19 protein-coding genes are annotated in these 17,794 nt (G+C 47.5%); 13 read left to right on the plus strand and 6 right to left on the minus strand.

Going from position 1 to position 17,794, the window contains the following annotated elements:
- Window positions 1-20: 20 nt before the first annotated feature.
- Window positions 21-449: an SRPBCC family protein gene (locus tag PXY01_RS08900; protein WP_127569411.1), complete on the minus strand. Its 429-nt coding sequence runs from the start codon at window positions 447-449 to the stop codon at window positions 21-23.
- 194 nt (window positions 450-643) lie between these two features.
- Window positions 644-1,789: an S-layer homology domain-containing protein gene (locus PXY01_RS08905; RefSeq protein ID WP_164744352.1), complete on the minus strand. Its 1,146-nt coding sequence runs from the start codon at window positions 1,787-1,789 to the stop codon at window positions 644-646.
- A 219-nt stretch (window positions 1,790-2,008) separates the two neighbouring features.
- Between PXY01_RS08905 and PXY01_RS08910 the strand changes: the two genes are divergently transcribed.
- From PXY01_RS08910 to PXY01_RS08920, 3 genes are read left to right on the plus strand one after another with little or no spacing between them, the layout of a single operon-like run.
- Window positions 2,009-2,341 carry a PadR family transcriptional regulator gene (locus PXY01_RS08910; protein ID WP_127569415.1) on the plus strand — a complete coding sequence of 111 codons (333 nt, stop codon included), beginning with the start codon at window positions 2,009-2,011 and terminating at the stop codon, window positions 2,339-2,341.
- Between the two features lie 2 nt (window positions 2,342-2,343).
- Window positions 2,344-2,547 carry a hypothetical protein gene (locus tag PXY01_RS08915; RefSeq protein WP_127569417.1) on the plus strand — a complete coding sequence of 68 codons (204 nt, stop codon included), beginning with the start codon at window positions 2,344-2,346 and terminating at the stop codon, window positions 2,545-2,547.
- Complete coding sequence (locus tag PXY01_RS08920; protein ID WP_127569419.1) at window positions 2,502-2,939, plus strand: hypothetical protein; 438 nt, start codon at window positions 2,502-2,504, stop codon at window positions 2,937-2,939. The genes PXY01_RS08915 and PXY01_RS08920 overlap by 46 nt, the downstream gene beginning before the upstream one ends.
- Before the next feature lie 90 nt (window positions 2,940-3,029).
- Here the strand turns inward: PXY01_RS08920 and PXY01_RS08925 are convergent, their stop codons facing one another.
- Both PXY01_RS08925 and PXY01_RS08930 read right to left on the minus strand, forming a co-directional pair.
- The gene (locus tag PXY01_RS08925) at window positions 3,030-3,500 is read right to left on the minus strand and encodes a DUF8821 family protein (RefSeq protein ID WP_127569421.1); all 471 of its coding nucleotides are present in this window, start codon (window positions 3,498-3,500) and stop codon (window positions 3,030-3,032) included.
- Between the two features lie 256 nt (window positions 3,501-3,756).
- Entirely contained in the window at window positions 3,757-4,344 is a 588-nt protein-coding gene (locus PXY01_RS08930; protein ID WP_127569423.1) for a TetR/AcrR family transcriptional regulator, read from the minus strand.
- Between the two features lie 128 nt (window positions 4,345-4,472).
- Between PXY01_RS08930 and PXY01_RS08935 the strand changes: the two genes are divergently transcribed.
- The 10 genes from PXY01_RS08935 to PXY01_RS08980 all read left to right on the plus strand — a co-directional run bounded on the left by PXY01_RS08935 (window position 4,473) and on the right by PXY01_RS08980 (window position 15,147).
- Entirely contained in the window at window positions 4,473-5,609 is a 1,137-nt protein-coding gene (locus PXY01_RS08935) for a YhgE/Pip domain-containing protein (protein WP_127569425.1), read from the plus strand.
- Window positions 5,610-5,834: 225 nt separating this feature from the next.
- Window positions 5,835-6,632 carry an ABC transporter ATP-binding protein gene (locus PXY01_RS08940; RefSeq protein WP_127569427.1) on the plus strand — a complete coding sequence of 266 codons (798 nt, stop codon included), beginning with the start codon at window positions 5,835-5,837 and terminating at the stop codon, window positions 6,630-6,632.
- Window positions 6,633-6,643: 11 nt separating this feature from the next.
- Entirely contained in the window at window positions 6,644-7,462 is an 819-nt protein-coding gene (locus PXY01_RS08945; protein ID WP_127569428.1) for an ABC transporter permease, read from the plus strand.
- A 58-nt stretch (window positions 7,463-7,520) separates the two neighbouring features.
- Complete coding sequence (locus tag PXY01_RS08950; RefSeq protein WP_127569430.1) at window positions 7,521-8,537, plus strand: ABC transporter substrate-binding protein; 1,017 nt, start codon at window positions 7,521-7,523, stop codon at window positions 8,535-8,537.
- Between the two features lie 42 nt (window positions 8,538-8,579).
- Complete coding sequence (locus tag PXY01_RS08955; protein WP_127569432.1) at window positions 8,580-9,914, plus strand: LLM class flavin-dependent oxidoreductase; 1,335 nt, start codon at window positions 8,580-8,582, stop codon at window positions 9,912-9,914.
- A 17-nt stretch (window positions 9,915-9,931) separates the two neighbouring features.
- On the plus strand, window positions 9,932-10,747 hold the full coding sequence (locus PXY01_RS08960; protein WP_127569434.1) for an ABC transporter permease: 816 nt from the start codon (window positions 9,932-9,934) through the stop codon (window positions 10,745-10,747).
- A 273-nt stretch (window positions 10,748-11,020) separates the two neighbouring features.
- Window positions 11,021-11,824, plus strand: a complete 804-nt coding sequence (locus PXY01_RS08965; RefSeq protein ID WP_127569436.1) for an ABC transporter ATP-binding protein — start codon at window positions 11,021-11,023, stop codon at window positions 11,822-11,824.
- A 21-nt stretch (window positions 11,825-11,845) separates the two neighbouring features.
- Complete coding sequence (locus PXY01_RS08970) at window positions 11,846-12,709, plus strand: ABC transporter permease (protein WP_127569438.1); 864 nt, start codon at window positions 11,846-11,848, stop codon at window positions 12,707-12,709.
- Window positions 12,710-12,765: 56 nt separating this feature from the next.
- The gene (locus PXY01_RS08975) at window positions 12,766-14,109 is read left to right on the plus strand and encodes an LLM class flavin-dependent oxidoreductase (RefSeq protein ID WP_127569440.1); all 1,344 of its coding nucleotides are present in this window, start codon (window positions 12,766-12,768) and stop codon (window positions 14,107-14,109) included.
- A gap of 18 nt (window positions 14,110-14,127) precedes the next feature.
- Entirely contained in the window at window positions 14,128-15,147 is a 1,020-nt protein-coding gene (locus PXY01_RS08980) for an ABC transporter substrate-binding protein (RefSeq protein WP_127569442.1), read from the plus strand.
- A 49-nt stretch (window positions 15,148-15,196) separates the two neighbouring features.
- Here the strand turns inward: PXY01_RS08980 and PXY01_RS08985 are convergent, their stop codons facing one another.
- Window positions 15,197-16,033 carry an alpha/beta fold hydrolase gene (locus PXY01_RS08985; protein ID WP_127569444.1) on the minus strand — a complete coding sequence of 279 codons (837 nt, stop codon included), beginning with the start codon at window positions 16,031-16,033 and terminating at the stop codon, window positions 15,197-15,199.
- A 90-nt stretch (window positions 16,034-16,123) separates the two neighbouring features.
- Window positions 16,124-17,749: an MFS transporter gene (locus tag PXY01_RS08990; RefSeq protein WP_262385111.1), complete on the minus strand. Its 1,626-nt coding sequence runs from the start codon at window positions 17,747-17,749 to the stop codon at window positions 16,124-16,126.
- Between the last annotated feature and the right edge of the window lie 45 nt (window positions 17,750-17,794).

Genomic DNA, 17,794 nt, shown 5'->3' on the forward strand with positions numbered 1-17,794 from the left:
AATATCTATCATGCCTATTCTTAGCTGGACGATTCGCAATACTTCTTGAAGTTGTCCAGAAACGACTGCCACCCCGCCTGCTGCATCTCGACAGGATTTTCGGACTCCGCTTCGAATGACTCCACAACTTTCGTCTCGCCGCCTTGGCTAATGAAATCGATTGTCACTTTCCTTCCATCATCAAGCGTGTATGCAATATGCTCGTTCGTTCTCACTTCATCATATTCGCCGCTGAAATCAAATCCGAAGCTGCCATCCTTCGCCTCCATACGAGTAAGGAATTTACCGCCAGCCCTCAGATCATTCTCAGCTCTTGGCGCATGCCAATCCTCGGATGCAAATGACCATTTCGTGATGTGTTGCGGTTCCGTCCAGCAACTCCACACGCGTTCAACAGGCGCATTAACGGAGGTCTCTACTGTCAAGGTAACTTCATTTTCCATCACCATTCATTTCTCCCATCTTTAGTTAAAATGGACATGCACCTTCATTATACGCGCCCGCGCATTAGCCGAGTAGGGCCATTGTGACGAAATACGCTGGGGCGGTATATAAAAAAACATCCCGCTGTCGGATGATCTTATGATCTCTCCAACGATCGCGGGATGGCTTGTTTTAGATATATGTTCTAGATATAAAGGGATTATTTCAATTCCTCAACCTTGAACGTCAGCTCTACGGCAGTCTTGTTGCCTGCAGCATCTGTAAGCGTGCCTTTGACGGTCACGCCGTCTTGATCCGTATCGAGTTGGCTAAGCAGCGCCATGGATACACCATCTTGCTGCGGGTCCAGCTCTCCAAGCTTGTTTATGAAATCAAGAGTATTCGAGCCGCCGTATAAAGTCTGCGTCAACGACAGGGATGAAAGCTTCGTTAGGTCAATGCCCTCGATCGAAGTAATCGTCAGTGTAGCGTATTCGCTCACGCTAAGCGTGCCGCTTGTCAGATACTCGTCGCCAGCAAGGCTGATTGTACCATAGGTTCCTCCCGTCACGGTTACACTCTTGCCATTGACGGCAGCTGCAGTAATAACCGGTGCGGTCGCGTCTCCGACACTTAAGTTTGGCGTTATAGGTGCTACAGGCTTCCTGCTTTCTTCTGCAGCCTTCTTAGCAGCCTCTTCCTCGGCTGCCTTAGCCTCTTCCTCAGCCTTCTTAGCAGCTTCCTCCGCTGCCTTCTTCTCTTGGAAAGCCTGCTCTCCTTCATAAGCACCGTTTACAAGATCTGCGCGAGTCGCAGGTCTCTTGCCATCGGTGCCTGCCGGAATAATGCTAAATTGCTCAGCTTTTTGGATCGCATCGCTGTACCAAGGTGTACCCGATACGTCTACTTTCTCCCCTAAACCTCTAACCAATGCGGTAGCTAGCTGCCCGATGGATACTTCTCCGGAAGGATCGTACTTGTCGCCGCCTACGCCGTCAAGTATTCCAGCTTTCTTCGCGGCTTCGATATAAGGAATTGCCCATGGGTTAGATCCGTCCTCGCCCCCTACATCTTTAAAGGAGGAGGTCTTGACGTTTTGGTCCACCGGGATACCGTAAATTAACGTAACGACCTTCGCCATTTGTGCCCGATTCATATTCTCATTGAGTCCGAACTTATCTTCAGACACTCCGTCGAAGACGCCTTTGCTTAACAACTCATCGATCTTTGCCTTAAGCCCTGCATCCACGTCCTTCAAATCGGAAAAATCCTCCGACGACTTAGCTGCCGCATTCGCAGCTAGACTCGGAAAGAGCAGGCTCGCTGCCAATGGAATAGCCAGCCACTTTGATGCCTTTTTGTTCATTTGTATACTCTCCTCTGTTGTAATGTATATGAAGTACTCTATCGGCATTTGGACCTAGATTGTTAACATATTCCTCACAATTGATGAGAAAAATCAAAAAAAAAATGAGTAGATCGCCGCTTAATCTACCGTATATCGGGACTTTATGCCCGTTGATTTATACACTACCTTGCAGTACAAAGTGGTTAGCTATTAGGTATTGCAAGGTAGGGGGATGGAATGAACGATTATTCGCAAATGCTCAAAGGAACGCTAGAAGGCTGCATTCTGAAAGTCATCAGCGACAATGAAACGTACGGCTATGAAATATCAGAGAAGCTTAAAATGAATGGATTCCCCAATATTTCGGAAGGTACGATCTATCCTTTATTGCTGAGGCTTGAGAAGAATGAACTCATTGCTGCAACCTACAGAAGCTCTTCCATAGGCCCAAAGAGAAAATATTTTAAGCTCACCGATCAAGGATTCATAGAACTCGAGCACTTTTGGAACAAATGGACAGAGCTGCAGTCGGCTGTTAACCAATTGTTCATAGAGAAGGAGGAAACCTAAGCATGGCCCACTCGACCATTCAACTATGTAAAACCAATAATGAGCTTCAAAAAAGACTCACCGGGAGCAATGCTGCTATTATGACGGACATGGTTGTCTATCTGCGTGTTAGCAGCTTATCGGAACAGCAAATTGAACAGATCCGGCACGACTTGCTGGAATGGCGCTTGCTGCTCAGGAGAGAGGCGAAGACCTCGCTGACGTGATCGGCAGCGATTATAAAGCATTCTGTGATGAAATTGTAAGTCAGGGCACTCGCAAAACGAAGTGGGAATACGTGAAGGAAGCTATATTTATCATAGCCAACGGAGGTGCTGTTCTGCTGCTCATCCACCTCCTGTTCATGACGTCCACCACCATTGCAGCAGCCTGGTTGATCACCTATTGGATCGGGAAGCGGTCCTTCCAGCTTTCAAGCCCGCTCGCCAAGAAGCCATATCTCGTGCAGTTTCTATGGGGAGCAGCCTTCGGAATAACGACAGTTGCATGGCTAATCCTAGTCATCTCGCTCAAATCCGTCGTTCTATTCTCCGTACACCTGTTCGTCGTCATTGGAATGATTATTGTCCTATCGTTAATCGGAAGATGGTCGAGATAAGAAAGGGGCCGCTATCTATCCTGAATTGATCAAAAGGCGCTTTAAAGTGGCGGGCCACTTTAAAGCGCCTTGGTCATCTCTGACTATTTGTTACCATTCATATTGGCCTTTAATAACGAAGAACGAACCCCGAATCGTTCCGGCCAGCTTAGACTTCTGTCTAGCGAACTTAAACTTATCGGCCAGCTCCTTCGGAACCTCCATCCCCTCAGACAGCTTAAACCCGACAGCCCGCTTCTTGGGGTCATCAACCGTATACATGACATTGAGTCCCAGACCGTCTTCATAGAAAACATAAGTGAATTGGATATTCTCCACTTGAAAGTGCGACGTCTCTAAAGGTTTGGCTGCAAATTCAATGCCGCGTTCTTCTTTCAAAATCCGGTTCACATAATCAAGACTCTTCTGACTTTCGCTGGCAGGTACAACCGTAAATTCGTGTTTATACTTGTTCATAAAATATCGGGCTTCATTCGCACGCAGACCAGCAAGCGCTTCGGCTACAGGTGAAGACTCCAAACCAACTGTGGACACTTGTTTGAAATCAACGACATACGACATATCATCACTCCTTTGCACCTAGTATTCGCTATCGCCGTGGAGAAACCTTCATCCCAATCAAAAATAACCATATCATGGAAATTATTATATAATCTATATAGAGGAAACTCAACTTGTCCTATCGAAAAAGATTCAAAACATCCATGTGCGACGGTATGCATGAAATAGAAGTATGGATTCCTGTCATCAAGAAGACGCGGGCCTGAATAAAGAGAGAATAAAGAGTAACACCAGTGCTGCACACTGCGTGTTGCTCTTATTTTCTTTTCTGAATGAATTCGATAATTTCGAGATATAAAGCCGTCATCTCTTGCGGAGTCTTATCCAGATTATTGTGAATCCACTGTTCAATTAATCCGAGAAAAGCCGAGGTTATAAAAGATAAAAAGTAGTCCATTGGCACCTTTAGATCCGCATAGAAGCTTTCGTGGTACTCTAGGTTGAAGCGCACCTTCTCGGAGAAGGCATTACGAAACCGAATGTGAAAGCCTGCCCTACCGTGATCGCTCAAAAATATTTTTAAAATGGGGGCATTCATCTTAATGAAGCTGAATAACGCATCGGCCAGCTGCTCTTGATCGGTCTCAAACGTATGCTTAGATAAATAGCGGGATTGCAATTGATCGATATGATTGCCTAAATCCGAGAATAGCTGTTGCTCCATCTGATCAAGCAAATCGAATTTATCCAGGTAATGCAAATAGAAGGTTCCGCGGTTAATTTGCGCCGTTCTTGCAATATCTCCTACCGTTATCGATTCGAACGATTTGCCCTCCAGTAGCTGTATGAATGATTGTTGGATCAGCTGCATCGTTTTTTGTTTTTTCTCCTTATAAATGCCCATAGCGAATCCCCTTTACTCAAAATGCAACAACCTCATCCGATCTGTTCATTGCTTGTGTGCCCCCCAAATTATAAGATTAAAGCACGCTACTGATCAACGTGTTGAATTTTGAGAAAGGGTGAAGATCATTGCGACTCTTTAAGGAGAAGTTGGCGTGGGCGGCGCCTATTGCGGTTATATTGATTATCGCTTTATTCTCGGTGAACTTATTCGTTCAAGGAGATCCCAAAGCGACCAACCTGCCTGTTGCATTCATTGTCAATGATGAAGGCGAACATGTAGAGGCTGTACGAGCAGCTGTAGAACAGATGAGCAAAGGGATCGATGGCGCCGAGCCTGTCGTCGCTTTTACGAACGAGAAGGAAGAAGACATCGAACAATTATTCAAGGACAAAAAATATTACGCTGCTTTGGTGATTCCTGAAGGCTACAATAGTGCGCTGCAAAATGCTGCGACCAACAATACAGCCGCGGCCTTACGAATCTATGTGAACCAAGGCTTCAACATGACAGGCGCAACCTATGCGAAGACGGCACTCAACGCATTAGTGGCACAGGTCAGCGCCCAGCACTCCGCAAGCTTATTGGAGCAAATGGGCGATCAAAAAATTGATGCCAGCCAAGCTGCCGTACTCGTGAACCCGGTCGTCTCGGAGGAACAAGTATTCAATCCTGTTGCCTCTGCCACCGCGAATGGCAATGCGCCAATTCTTATGGCAATGCCTGCTTGGGTAGGTGCGTTAATTGGCGGCTTCATCTTGTTCCTGGTGACATCAGGCATAATGAAGAAGGACGTATTAACTCGTAAGCAAACGCTGCGCATCATGGGCGGTCAAGTGCTGTTCGGTATTATTATTGCCCTGTTCTCTGGCTTTACAGTTGCAACATTAGGCTCCATTGCGGGCGTTAATATGCCAAGCTACTTCTTGGTCGGCTCGTTCGTATCCTTCGCTGCCTTCTGCTTCTTCTTATTAGTATCGGCGGTTACGGCATGGATCGGCAAACCTGCCATTACCCTCTTCATGGTTGTTATGCTTCTTGGTATGGGAGTCATTATGATGCCGAAAGAAATGATTCCGGATTTCTTCGTCAACTTCATTCGACCTTGGATTCCGATCCGCTTCGCCGGCGATGGATTACGTGAGATCTTCTACTTCGGCAGCGGCTTCTACACGGGCGAGTCGTTCAATATCATTACAGGAATCGGAGCTGCCGGCTTAGCGATCTATCTGTTATCTATTTTCAAACCTTTACATCGTAAATAATTTATTGTTGACAATTTTATTACCGAAATATATACTAATCCCCATGAAAATACTCGGCTTTATCAATGGAGTATATGTAAATAAATGCATAATAGTATGCATCTCCATTGTTGAAACCAGTATAATTATGCGGGATTATTTTATACATATTTATTTCTATACGGGCTTTAACCTTCTTCATTAGGGCCGAGCCAGCTCATAAATCCGACTATTGAGGGTGGAAAAATGAAGATCGAAAAAATTAAATTTGAGAAGGTTACGAAGTCATTCGTTACTCGAGCAAGAACGAATCAGAAGGAAAAGACCATCTTCACGGCAATCAAGGACATCGAGTTTTCCGTAAATGTAGGGGAGTTTCTCACGATCGTTGGACCGAGCGGATGCGGCAAATCGACTCTTCTCGACCTGCTGGCTGGCTTGACTGAGCCTACGAGCGGCTCGATTAAGATTGATGGACAGGAGATCAGCGGCCCGGGTTTGAATCGCGGTATTGTGTTTCAGCAATATGCGCTATTCCCATGGAAGACGGCCAGAGGCAATATTGAATTCGGTCTGGAAGCGAAGAAGATTCCGAAGAAAGAATGGAAGAGACTGTCCGACTACTATTTGGAATTGGTAGGGTTAACCTCATTCGCTGATCGATATCCGCATGAGCTGTCCGGCGGCATGAAGCAGCGTGTCGCGATTGCGAGAAGCTTAGCTTTCAATCCAGACATTCTACTCATGGATGAGCCGTTTGCCGCACTAGACGCGCAAACAAGGGACACCTTGCAATCGGAACTGCTCAACATATGGAAAGAAACGGGCAAGACGATTATCTTCATCACGCACAGCATTGATGAAGCGGTGTTCTTAGGAGAGCGAGTAGTCGTATTAACGCCTAACCCGGGACGCGTGAAAAAAATCGTGCCTATTTCGCTCCCAGATCGTCTGGAGAACAAAGATATCCATTCGAGCCCTGATTTTGTGAAGGCCCGTCATGAAATATGGCAGCTGCTTCACGAGCCTGAATTCTTCATATAGGAGGTTGAACTATGGAGTCCGCTTTAACGAGCAATAAGTCTTCAACCTTTCCCAAAGAAGAGACGAAAGAGAAGTTTATTGCCGCTATTAAAGACATTCTGATGCAGTCCTTGGTGATCGTGCTAATTATTCTGTTCTGGGAGATTGCACCACGGACCGGCACCGTTAATCCTGACTATTTGCCGCCGTTATCAGAAGTTTTGAAGATGGGCTGGTCGATGATTGAAAGCGGTGAATTATGGGATCACTTCTCGATTAGTATTACCCGCTCGTTGAATGGGTTTGTACTCGCTTTAATTTTCGGGATACCGATTGGCCTCTTGATCGGCTGGTATCCGCTGGTAAGGGACATTTTCAACCCGCTCTTTGAAATTTACCGGAACACATCGACATTAGCACTGCTGCCGATCTTTATTCTGTTTCTAGGTATCGGAGAAGAGTCCAAAGTCGCCCTTATCTTCTATGCATGTACGGCGGAGATTATTATCCAGACCATATCAGGTGTGAAAAATGTCGATCCTCTGCTCATTCGAGCGGCACGATCGATGAACGTTTCCTCCATTCGCATCTTTATGAAGGTGATATGGCCAGCAGCTTTGCCGATTATTTTCGTTGGTATTCGTATGGCGGCCTCAGGATGTGTGCTTATCCTTGTTGCTGCAGAGATGATCGGCGCAAGATCCGGTCTTGGCCAGCTCATTCTATCGTCTCAATACAATTTTGAAACCGAGAAAATGTATGTTGGCATCTTGTCCATTACATGCTTGGGCCTGCTCATTAATGCCGTTCTGAAATTGGTAGAGAAAAGGCTTCTGAAGTGGAAAGAGTAATTTTTCAGGCTTACCCCGGCCTAAAGATAAATTCATATGACAAAGGAGATTGAACAACATGAAAAAATTTAAACTTACGCTCCTCCTCGTACTGGCATTGACGTTAGTGCTATCTGCATGCGGTAAAGACAAGGATTCCTCGCAATCGAATGGAAGCGCAGACGGCGAAGACAAGGTGCTGCAATACAGCTTCGCTGATGGCAGCATTACGCTCCCTGAATTGGCAGAGGATCTGGGCTACCTGGGCGATCTTAAGCTTGAGAAGGTATCGACTACAGGTAACGGACCGGAGCAAATCCAGCTCGTTGCAACCAAGCAGCTTGATTATGCTTACGCATTTAACGGCGCTGTCGTGAAAGCGATCGCTGAAGGTGTCGACTTAAAAGCCGTTGTAGGCGCATATGGCACGAACGAATTAACAGCGAGCGGCTTGTACGTACTCGAAGACAGCCCGATTCAATCCGCTAAAGATCTGGTTGGCAAAAAAATTGGCGTGAACACGCTCGGCGCACAGGCTGAATTTATTACAGTGCAATACTTGCGCGACAGCGGCTTGACGCCTGAAGAAATTAAGAAGGTTCAGCTCGTTGCGATTCCTTACACGACTGCAGAGCAAACGCTGCGCAGCAAGCAAGTAGACGCGATTCGCATTGGCGATATTGTGAAAGAGAAAGCACTCGAAAACGGCGGACTTCGCGAGCTGACGAACGACGTGAAGATGTTCGGCCATGGCTTTACGGGCGGCTCCTACTCCTTCAGCAAAAAGTATATCGAGCAAAACCCTAACACAGTCAAAACGTTTGTTGAAGGTGTAGCTAAAGCTTACGAGTGGACGACCACTGCATCCAAAGAAGAAGTTATTGAACGCATGGAAAACATCATTAAGAAGAGAAACCCTAACGAGTCCTATGAGAATGTCAAGCTGTGGAAGAGCACAGGCCTGCCATATGAAGGCGCGTCGATGACAGATGAAGATTGGACGATTTGGATCGATTACTTGGTCAATGACGGTCAGATCAAGCCGCTTGAGCCAAGCGAAGTGTATACGAACGAGTTCAATCCGTACGTTAAGTAACTTGGATTAGCATAGGGACTACATCAAGGGAGGACTTCACGAATGGCTAACACACACATGAAACTCGGATTGTTCTTGACGCAGCCAGGCCACCACGTTGCAGCCTGGCGGCATCCTGAGGTAAACAAGGATTCGGTTATCAATTTCAACTTTATCAAGCATCAGCTTCTCCTAGCCGAGCAGGCGAAATTCGATTTAGTGTTTCTAGGCGATGGCATTGTAACAGGGTACGACAAAAGCAACTTCGGCAAGCAAGCTGTTGCACGATTTGAACCGCTCACCCTACTGTCGTCACTGGCAGCCGTTACGGAACATATCGGTCTCATCGGAACGGCATCTACAACATATAATGAGCCTTACAGCGTAGCGCGTATGTTCGCCTCCCTCGACCACTTAAGCGGGGGCCGGGCCGGCTGGAATATCGTTACAAGCGGCGGCAAAGAAATTGCTGACGCCTACAACGGCGTTGAGCCTCTGCATCATGAGCGCTACAAGCGCGCCAATGAATTCGTAGATGTTGTCACCAAGCTGTGGGATTCGTGGGAAGATGATGCGATTGTATTCAACCAAGAGACAGGTCAATATCTGGACACGAATAAAGTGCATCCTATTCAACATAAAGGAGAGCATTTCTCCGTCAAAGGGCCGCTTAATATTACGCGTCCCGTTCAGGGACATCCTGTCCTTGTTCAAGCAGGCTCTTCCGAGGATGGACAGGAGCTGGCAGCACGTTATGGTGAAATCGTGTTTACCGCTTGGCAGACGTTAGAGGAAGCACAAGCGTTCTACAAAAGCTTGAAGGGCCGTATGGCCAAATATAATCGCGACGCCAGCGAGCTGAAAATTATGCCTGGATTATATCCGGTCGTAGGGCGTACAGAAGAGGAAGCGAAGGCGAAGCATCAACAGCTGCTGGACCTCATCCCTGACGAGGTAGGCGTTGCCTACTTATCCGCTCACTTCGGCGTAGATCTAACGGGATATCCGGCTGACGGACCGCTTCCGGAGCTGCCGGAAATCTCGGAAATCAACGGCATTAAGAGCCGCTTCCAGCTGCTTAAGGATCTTGCGGATCGCGAGAACTTAACGATACGTCAGCTTTACCAGAGAATAGCCGGGGCGAGAGGACATAAAGAAATCGTCGGCACTCCGGAGCAAATCGCGGATCTGATGCAGGAATGGGTAGAGAAGCAAGGAGCGGACGGCTTTAATATTATGCCACCGATCCTGCCTTCCGGTATTTCCGATTTCGCTGAGCTTGTCATTCCAGAATTACAGAAGCGCGGGCTGTTCCGCACCGAGTATGAAGGGAATACGCTGCGTGACCGTGTTTCACTGAAAAGACCAGTAAGCCGGTACACAGGCAGCCTAGTATAAGGACATGGTGATATATAATGGCGTCTAATGTCGAAACAGAGGCTTTCATCGAGAAAGAAACGTTTTTTAACCGCGCGAGATTATTTCTTTTATTCAAGAACTCGATTCTGGTTATTGTTCTGCTTATTGCTTGGGAGGTTGCGCCTAGAACCGGTATGGTTCAAAGCGCCTTCTTCCCTCCTCTATCCGAGGTACTGCAAGCGATTTGGGATATGCTCCTATCGGGCGCCTTGTGGGATCATGTGAGTATTAGCCTCAAACGTGCCATCACGGGCTTAATCTTAGGCATAGTCGTAGGAATTCCGCTCGGTTTATTAATTGGCTGGTCGCCTATCGTACGCAAATTATTGAATCCGATTTTCGAGCTGATGCGCAACACCGCCAAGCTGGCCATACTGCCGGTATTCATCCTATTCTTAGGAATTGGCGAGGTGTCGAAGGTGACCTTGATTTTCTATGCCTGCATTATTCCTATTCTGCTTAATAGTATTACGGCCATTGGCACGATTGACCCATTGCTCATCAAGTCGGCCAAATCAATGAGCATATCTCCATTGAAGCTGTTTGCCAAAGTCATTATTCCCGCCGCGCTGCCCGCCATTTTTGTCGGGATCAGAATCGCGGGTACAAGCTGCATACTCGCACTGGTTGCCGCAGAGATGCTCGGAGCTAGCGAAGGATTAGGCTTCCTCATTATCTACTCGGAGAACAGCTTCAAAATTCCGGAGATGTACGCAGGAATCCTTATCATTTCGGTTCTCGGCCTATGCATTAACTATGCTCTCGTTCTCTCGGAGCGTTACTTACTGAGATGGAAACAGCCTGTTCGATAGGCAGTACAAGCTGCTGTATCGACGCCATAATATCGCAAAGCCCCTTCCGCCTTGTCGTTGGAGGGGCTTTTTTCTAATCCAAGCTTATTATGATCACAAAATACAGGATTGACACAATCTAGAAATGTGATACACTTAACGCATAAGTTTACTTGGAATTAAAACCGCCATATAGAAGCCGATTAGTCGACTAAAGGCTCCTGCTTTCACGCTTATAAGTGAAGTAGGAGTTTTTCTATATCTGGCGGTGTTTAAGTGAAAGGTGCTGATGGAATGGGAGAGAAAATTAGAGTCGAGCGCGTTACCAAAACCTTTACCGTGCGCGACACCAAGCAGAAGGGTGCCCCGAAGCAATTCACTGCGATTCGCAACTTAGAGTTCTCTGTGAATGAAGGGGAATTCCTCACCATTGTTGGTCCTAGCGGATGCGGAAAGTCCACGCTGCTCGATTTATTGGGAGGACTGTCCACTCCAACCCAAGGACGTATATTAATTGACGGTCAAGAAATTAAAGGTCCTGGTCTAGACCGCGGCACCGTGTTTCAGCAATATGCCCTCTTCCCTTGGAAAACAGCACGCGGCAATATCGAATTCGGACTTGAAGCCAAGGGAATTCCGAGACGCGAATGGCGCGAGCAATCAGACTATTACTTAGAGCTAGTCGGATTAAAAAACTTTGCCGATCGTTATCCTCATGAACTATCCGGCGGAATGAAGCAGCGTGTAGCGATAGCCCGCAGCTTAGCCTTTAACCCCGATGTTCTGCTCATGGATGAACCATTTGCCGCACTAGACGCTCAAACCCGCGAAACCTTGCAAAGCGAACTGCTGCGAATTTGGGAGAAAACGAAAAAAACGATTATTTTCATTACGCATGGAATAGATGAAGCCGTCTATCTTGGCCAGCGAGTTGTCATTCTGTCCGCCAATCCAGGACGTGTAAAGCATATTGTCGATATCCCCTTAACTCATCGGTTGGCTGATGCGGATATTCGTTCGAATCCAGCGTTCATCAAAGCGCGCAGTGAAGTATGGAACCTGCTTCATGTCGATGAATATGCCGGACAATATATATAAATTACGAAAGGGGTGGGATGAATGGACGCAGTAACGAAACAAGACGCAGTAGTGAAACAAGACGCCGTTACGAATCCAGTGAAGTCGTCTAGACGACAATTTAATCTTACTTTCCAATCCTTATTAACGATTCAAAAGCTGTTCAAGCAGTCCATCGTCATTGTGCTGTTTCTAATGTTCTGGGAAATTGCACCCCGAATCGGCTTAGTGGACGCTGCCTTCTTCCCTACTTTCTCTGAGGTTGCTTCCGCATGGTGGGATATGGTCCTATCGAATGAGCTGTACTCGCACTTCCGTGCAAGTATTACGCGTTCGATTGCAGGCTTCGCTTTAGCTATTGCAGTTGCAATACCGCTAGGTCTCATCATCGGCTGGTACCCGATTGCTCGTGACCTGCTGAATCCTATATTAGAGGTATTCCGTAACACGGCAGCATTGGCGCTGTTACCGGTATTCATCCTCGTGCTAGGAATCGGTGAAACGTCCAAAATCGCCATTGTGTTATTCGCTTGTACCTGGCCTATCCTATTGAATACGATCTCAGCTGTTCGTAACGTTGATCCTCTTCTTATTAAGTCTGCACGCTCCATGAACATTTCATCGTTTGCTCTATTCGTTAAAGTAATTCTCCCTGCTTCGATTCCAACTATGTTTACTGGCATTCGGATGGCGGGAACAGGGGCCATCTTAGTGCTAATCGCTGCTGAGATGGTTGGTGCCAAGGCAGGCTTAGGATATTTCATCACGTATTCGCAATATAACTTCCTGATCCCCGAGATGTATGCAGGAATTGTTACGATTTCGATACTTGGTTTAATCATTAACTACGGTTTACTAGCGCTGGAGAGAAGATTGTCCCGCTGGAAGCAAGACCCGACAGCATAGTCTTTGTTGCGCCGTAAACCAAGTAAATATATCTGGATAGTAGGAGTGTGGATACCATGACCAAGAGACAATTAAAACTGGGTGCATTTTTAAATTTACCGGGACATCATTTTGCAAGCTGGCGTTACCCAACGACTCGTCCGGAGCAATCCTTTGACTTGAATTATTTCATTGAGCTTGCCCAAATCGCTGAGCGCGGCAAGTTCGATACGATTTTCTTCGCGGATGTATTCGGGCAGGCGCTGCAAGAGAATTCGCCTTCCAGCCTCAAGCTGGATCCTGTCATTATTCTGTCTGCATTAACCGCTGTAACGAAAAATATCGGCTTAGTAGCGACGCTGACAACAACGTACAATGAGCCATTCCAAGTCGCCCGTAAATTTATTGGACTCGATCACTTATCGAAAGGCAGAGCCGCTTGGAATGTCGTGACTTCTGCAAACCCGAGGGAATCGACCTTGTTCGGCAAGGAAAAGCATCTCGCCCACGCCGATCGTTACGTCCGTGCGGAAGAGTTCGTTGATGTCGTGAAAAAGCTGTGGCTCTCTATCGAGCGCGAAGCGCTTGTCATTGATAAGGAAAGCGGCAAATATCTCGATCTTACGAAGGTCCATCCCGTAGACCATGAAGGACTATGGTTCAAGGTTAAGGGAACATTGGATGCGCCAGCCTCCCCGCAAGGCCATCCTGTTATTGTGCAGGCCGGTTCCTCTGAGGCTGGTAAAGAGCTTGCCGCCAAAACAGCTGAAGTTATTTTTACAGCTTGGCAGACGCTCGAGGAGGCTCAAGCCTTCTACCGTGACGTGAAGGGACGTCTGGCGAAATACGGACGCCAACCGGATGATCTTAAAATTATGCCAGGAGTTTTCATCACAGTTGCCAATACAGAGGCCGAGGCTATTGCTAAGCGCAAAGAATTAAATGCTTATATCTCGCCGGAAGCTGGTCTAGCTTATCTCTCTAACTTTGTTGGCCTTGATCTTAGCGGCTATGATGTCGATGATCCAATCCCAGCACACGCTAAAAGCGACGATCCAACCAATCCGCAAATCCGCGCCAATATTGTCCGCGGCATCGCGGAGCGCGAAGGTCTTCAAACGATTCGGGAGCTGTATGAATTTATTGCAGGCGCTCGGGGACATCGCGAAATTGTCGGTACGCCGGCACAAATTGCGGACCAGTTACAGGAATGGTTCGATAATGAAGCGGCTGACGGCTTTAACGTCATGGCTCCTACTTTCCCTGACGGGTTGAACGATATCGTGGAGCTCGTCATTCCGGAGCTGCAGCGTCGCGGTTTGTTCCGTACCGAGTATGAGGGCACGACGCTGCGTGAAAATTTAGGTCTCTCGGTCCCTGTTCACCCTGCAAGCCAAGCTTTAAACACTATTCAATCGTAAGGAGACATCAACTAGCCTATGCAAAAGTCTTATAAAATCGTCCTCGCTTTCCTCATGAGTACTCTGATTGCCGGTCTGCTGGCCAGCTGCTCTTCATCGGGCAGCAGCTCCGGTGAAGAAGACAAAGTATTGCAATACCAAGGCTCACCAGGTCTTGTTAACTTTCCGGAGCTGGCGGCCGATCTCGGCTACTTAGGCGACTTAAAGCTGGAGAAGGTGAGCAACACCGTCGGCGGACCTGAAAGTATCCAGTTAACGGCGACAGGTGAGATCGATTTCGGCACTGCTTTTAACGGCGCAACGATTAAGGCCGTATCCAAAAACGTCAAAATTATATCGGTTGTCGGAAGCTACGGAAGCGATGAGAACACTTATATGGGGGCCTATGTGCTTGAAGAAAGCCCTATTCGAGAGCCGAGGGACTTTATAGGCAAGAAAGTAGGCATGAACATCCTCGGCGCGCATGCAGAGTTTCTCGTCAAAGATTATTTGCGGCAAGGCGGACTGACGGAAAAGGAAATTAGCGAGGTCATTCTCATGACGATTCCTTCCGGAAGCGCCGAGCAGACCTTAAGAAACAAACAGCTTGATATTATTATTACGAGCGGCGTAGCTAGAGACCGCGCAGTTGAACGCGGCGGACTCGTGGAGCTGTTCAAGGATATCGACGTGTTCGGCGGAGAGTTTACGGCTGGTGATTATTTCTTCACGGAAAAGTATATCGCTAGAAATCCTACGACGGTCAAAACCTTCACGGAAGGCGTCGCCAAAGCCATCGAGTGGGCAAGAAACACGCCTCGCGAAGAAGTTATTGCCCGCTTCGAGAAGATCGTATCCTCCCGTGAAGGCAATGAACCAACCGAAAACTTAAAGTATTGGAAGAGCACCGGCATCGCGACTACAGGCGGCGTCATTCAAGACAAAAACTTTAGTATATGGATCGATTGGCTGGAGAAGAACGGCGAGTTAAAGCCTGGAGAGGTCAAGCTTGAAGATCTGTATACCAATGAGTTCAACCCATATGCTCAAGCTCAATAAAGGATCAAAGCACCTCGACCATCGAGGTGCTTTGTTATTTCTCGGCTAATTAGTCCTCCAGGAACCGAAGCAGAGCTTCGTTGAACTCCGCAGCATGCGTCACGATCAAGCCGTGAGGGCCGCCTTGGATGACCGCTAGCTGACTTCCGGCTATACGCTCATGTGCTTTTTGACCACTGACTTCGATAGGAACGATTACATCCGAGTCTCCATGAATAACAAGTGTCGGCAGATCGAATTTGTCTAAGTCCGCGCGGAAATCGGTATAGCTGAACGCCGTTATGCAATCGAGGGTTGCTTTCGGCGATGCGAAGGCAGCAATATTACAATGATACTGACGGAATGGCTCGCTGACGAGGTCGGTTCTTCCCCCTGCAGCGTAAAATCCTTTCGAGAACGAATCGAGGAATGCCAAACGATCTGCTTTTACACCGTTGAGGAACCCTTGGATCGTTGCATCATCTAAACCGCCATCCGGATTATCCTCCGCTTTATATAAGTACGGCGGAACCGCAGCAGCAAGCACCGCCTTAGATAGCCGCTCCGTGCCATAATTGGCGATATATCTTGCAACCTCGCCGCCGCCCATGGAGAAGCCGACAAGTGTGAGATCACGCAGATCGAGCTGCGTAATCAATTCATGCAGATCGGCTGCCAAAGTATCGTAATGATAACCCTCCCAAGGCTGCGAGGACTGTCCGAACCCACGACGGTCGTAGGTGATCACTCGATAGCCGACTTCTACCAAAGCGGGAACCTGGTATTCCCAAGAGCGCCCGCTAAGCGGCCAGCCATGAATAAGAATGATCGGCTTGCCCGTGCCGTAATCTTCATAATGAAGCTGAATGGGTGCACCATTCTCATGTCCTACTGTAATCTTCGCCATGCTTATCGCCTCCATAACCACAAATAATATTTGGTTGTTTACCCACTGATTGAACTATAAAGGCTGGGCTTCCAATTGTAAATCCAAATTCTATTCAGCACGTGCTGCGGAAGCGGCTTTCTCGCGCAGCGGTACCAATATAAATGAAGCAACGATAATCAAAATACCTAGAACTGCCGCTGACCAGTATAAGCCGCCGTAACCATTCTCCGCAGCTCTTTTGGTCATTTCAGCAACGCTCTTTAAGACAACTTCTTTAAGTGCAGGGTCTTGAATGGCATCAACGGCCTCATTCATTTGATTGGCATCAATTGGCCCCGCGCTTGAAGCCATCTGTTGACCGATTTGAGCCAGCTCGCCAAGTGCTTCTTGAGATAAATTCGCCTGTGCAACATGATCCTGCAGAACCTCTTGGAAATCATTCTTGAACAGATTGCCGATATTGCTATAGCCTCGCGCAATGAAGCCCGCGTAGATCGTTGGAGCGATCGTCATCCCGACCTGGCGGAGCAACGATAATGAAGCGAGCGCCGTACCTTTGTTCGACTGTAATCCTTCAGTGGCCAGAATGTTTAACGGTGCGCCTAGAATGACCCCTATCCCGACGCCGGCAATCATACTGGAGACGATAAATTCCCATTTCGCATCAATCCATAACGGGAATAAAGCGAACCCGATTGCAGCAATTAATCCGGACATGATTACGGTAAACACAGGACCGCGCTTCGTCACAAGCGTACCGCCCAGTCCCGCTCCCAAGCCCGCTGCTACCGCAAGAGGGGTCATCCAGTAGCCTGATTTTTCAGCTGAAATACCGAGCACGTTCTCAGTAAAGGCCGGAATAAATATCATCGCCGCCAAAATACCGCCTGATAGAGCACCAATGAGAAGAACCATTAAGAAACGAGGCTGCTTAACTAAGTACAAGGGCAGAATAGGGTCGCCATGCTCCTTGCGCGCCAATGCTGACTCATAGAACATCAGCACGATAAACAATAAGATTCCTGCACCGATATAACCGGATACATCAAGCTGCTGCAGACTTGCCCAGAAATCAACATCGATGTTGGTCAATCCGTACATCAGTGACAAGATGGCGAGCGATAAAATAATCGTTCCCAGCAAATCGAGCCGCCCAGGGCTTGGATCTGACGATTCCTTCAATCTCACGATGCCGAGAATAACCAGGACAACGGCAATGGGAACGTTAATCAAGAATAGAATATGCCAATTCCCCGTTGCATCGAGCAAGAACGAGCCGATATTCGGCCCCAATACAGCCGCGACCCCGTTCATTGCGCCGAGAAGCCCTAAATATTTCGCCTGTTTGCCTGACTCAACTGTACTTAATATGTGAGAGTTCCCGATAATGAAAATACCGCCGCCGCCAAGTGCTTGTATAAAGCGTGCGGCTAAATATAAGCCAAACGATGGACTAAGCGCGACTAATAATGAACCTAAGCCGAACAAGGCGATTTCAATCAGAAACAGCTTCTTTCTTCCGTATCTGTCGGAAAGCTTACCTACAACCGGCAAGCTAATCGCTAAGCCTAACGTATAAATGGTAATTCCCCATGCGCCCCAGTTATCGGTCACATCATAATGGCGATTAATGGTCGTGAGCGCGGAGCTAATAATTCCGTTATCCAGCTGCGCCATAAATACGCCAATTGAGAATAAAAGCAAGGCCCAAAATTGAGATGATTTTTTAGCCAATGCTTCTCACTCCTTATCCTTAATTTTCTCATATCATACACTTGA

The sequence above is a fragment of the Paenibacillus xylaniclasticus genome (assembly GCF_004001065.1).
Classification (GTDB): Bacteria; Bacillota; Bacilli; order Paenibacillales; family Paenibacillaceae; genus Paenibacillus_T; species Paenibacillus_T xylaniclasticus.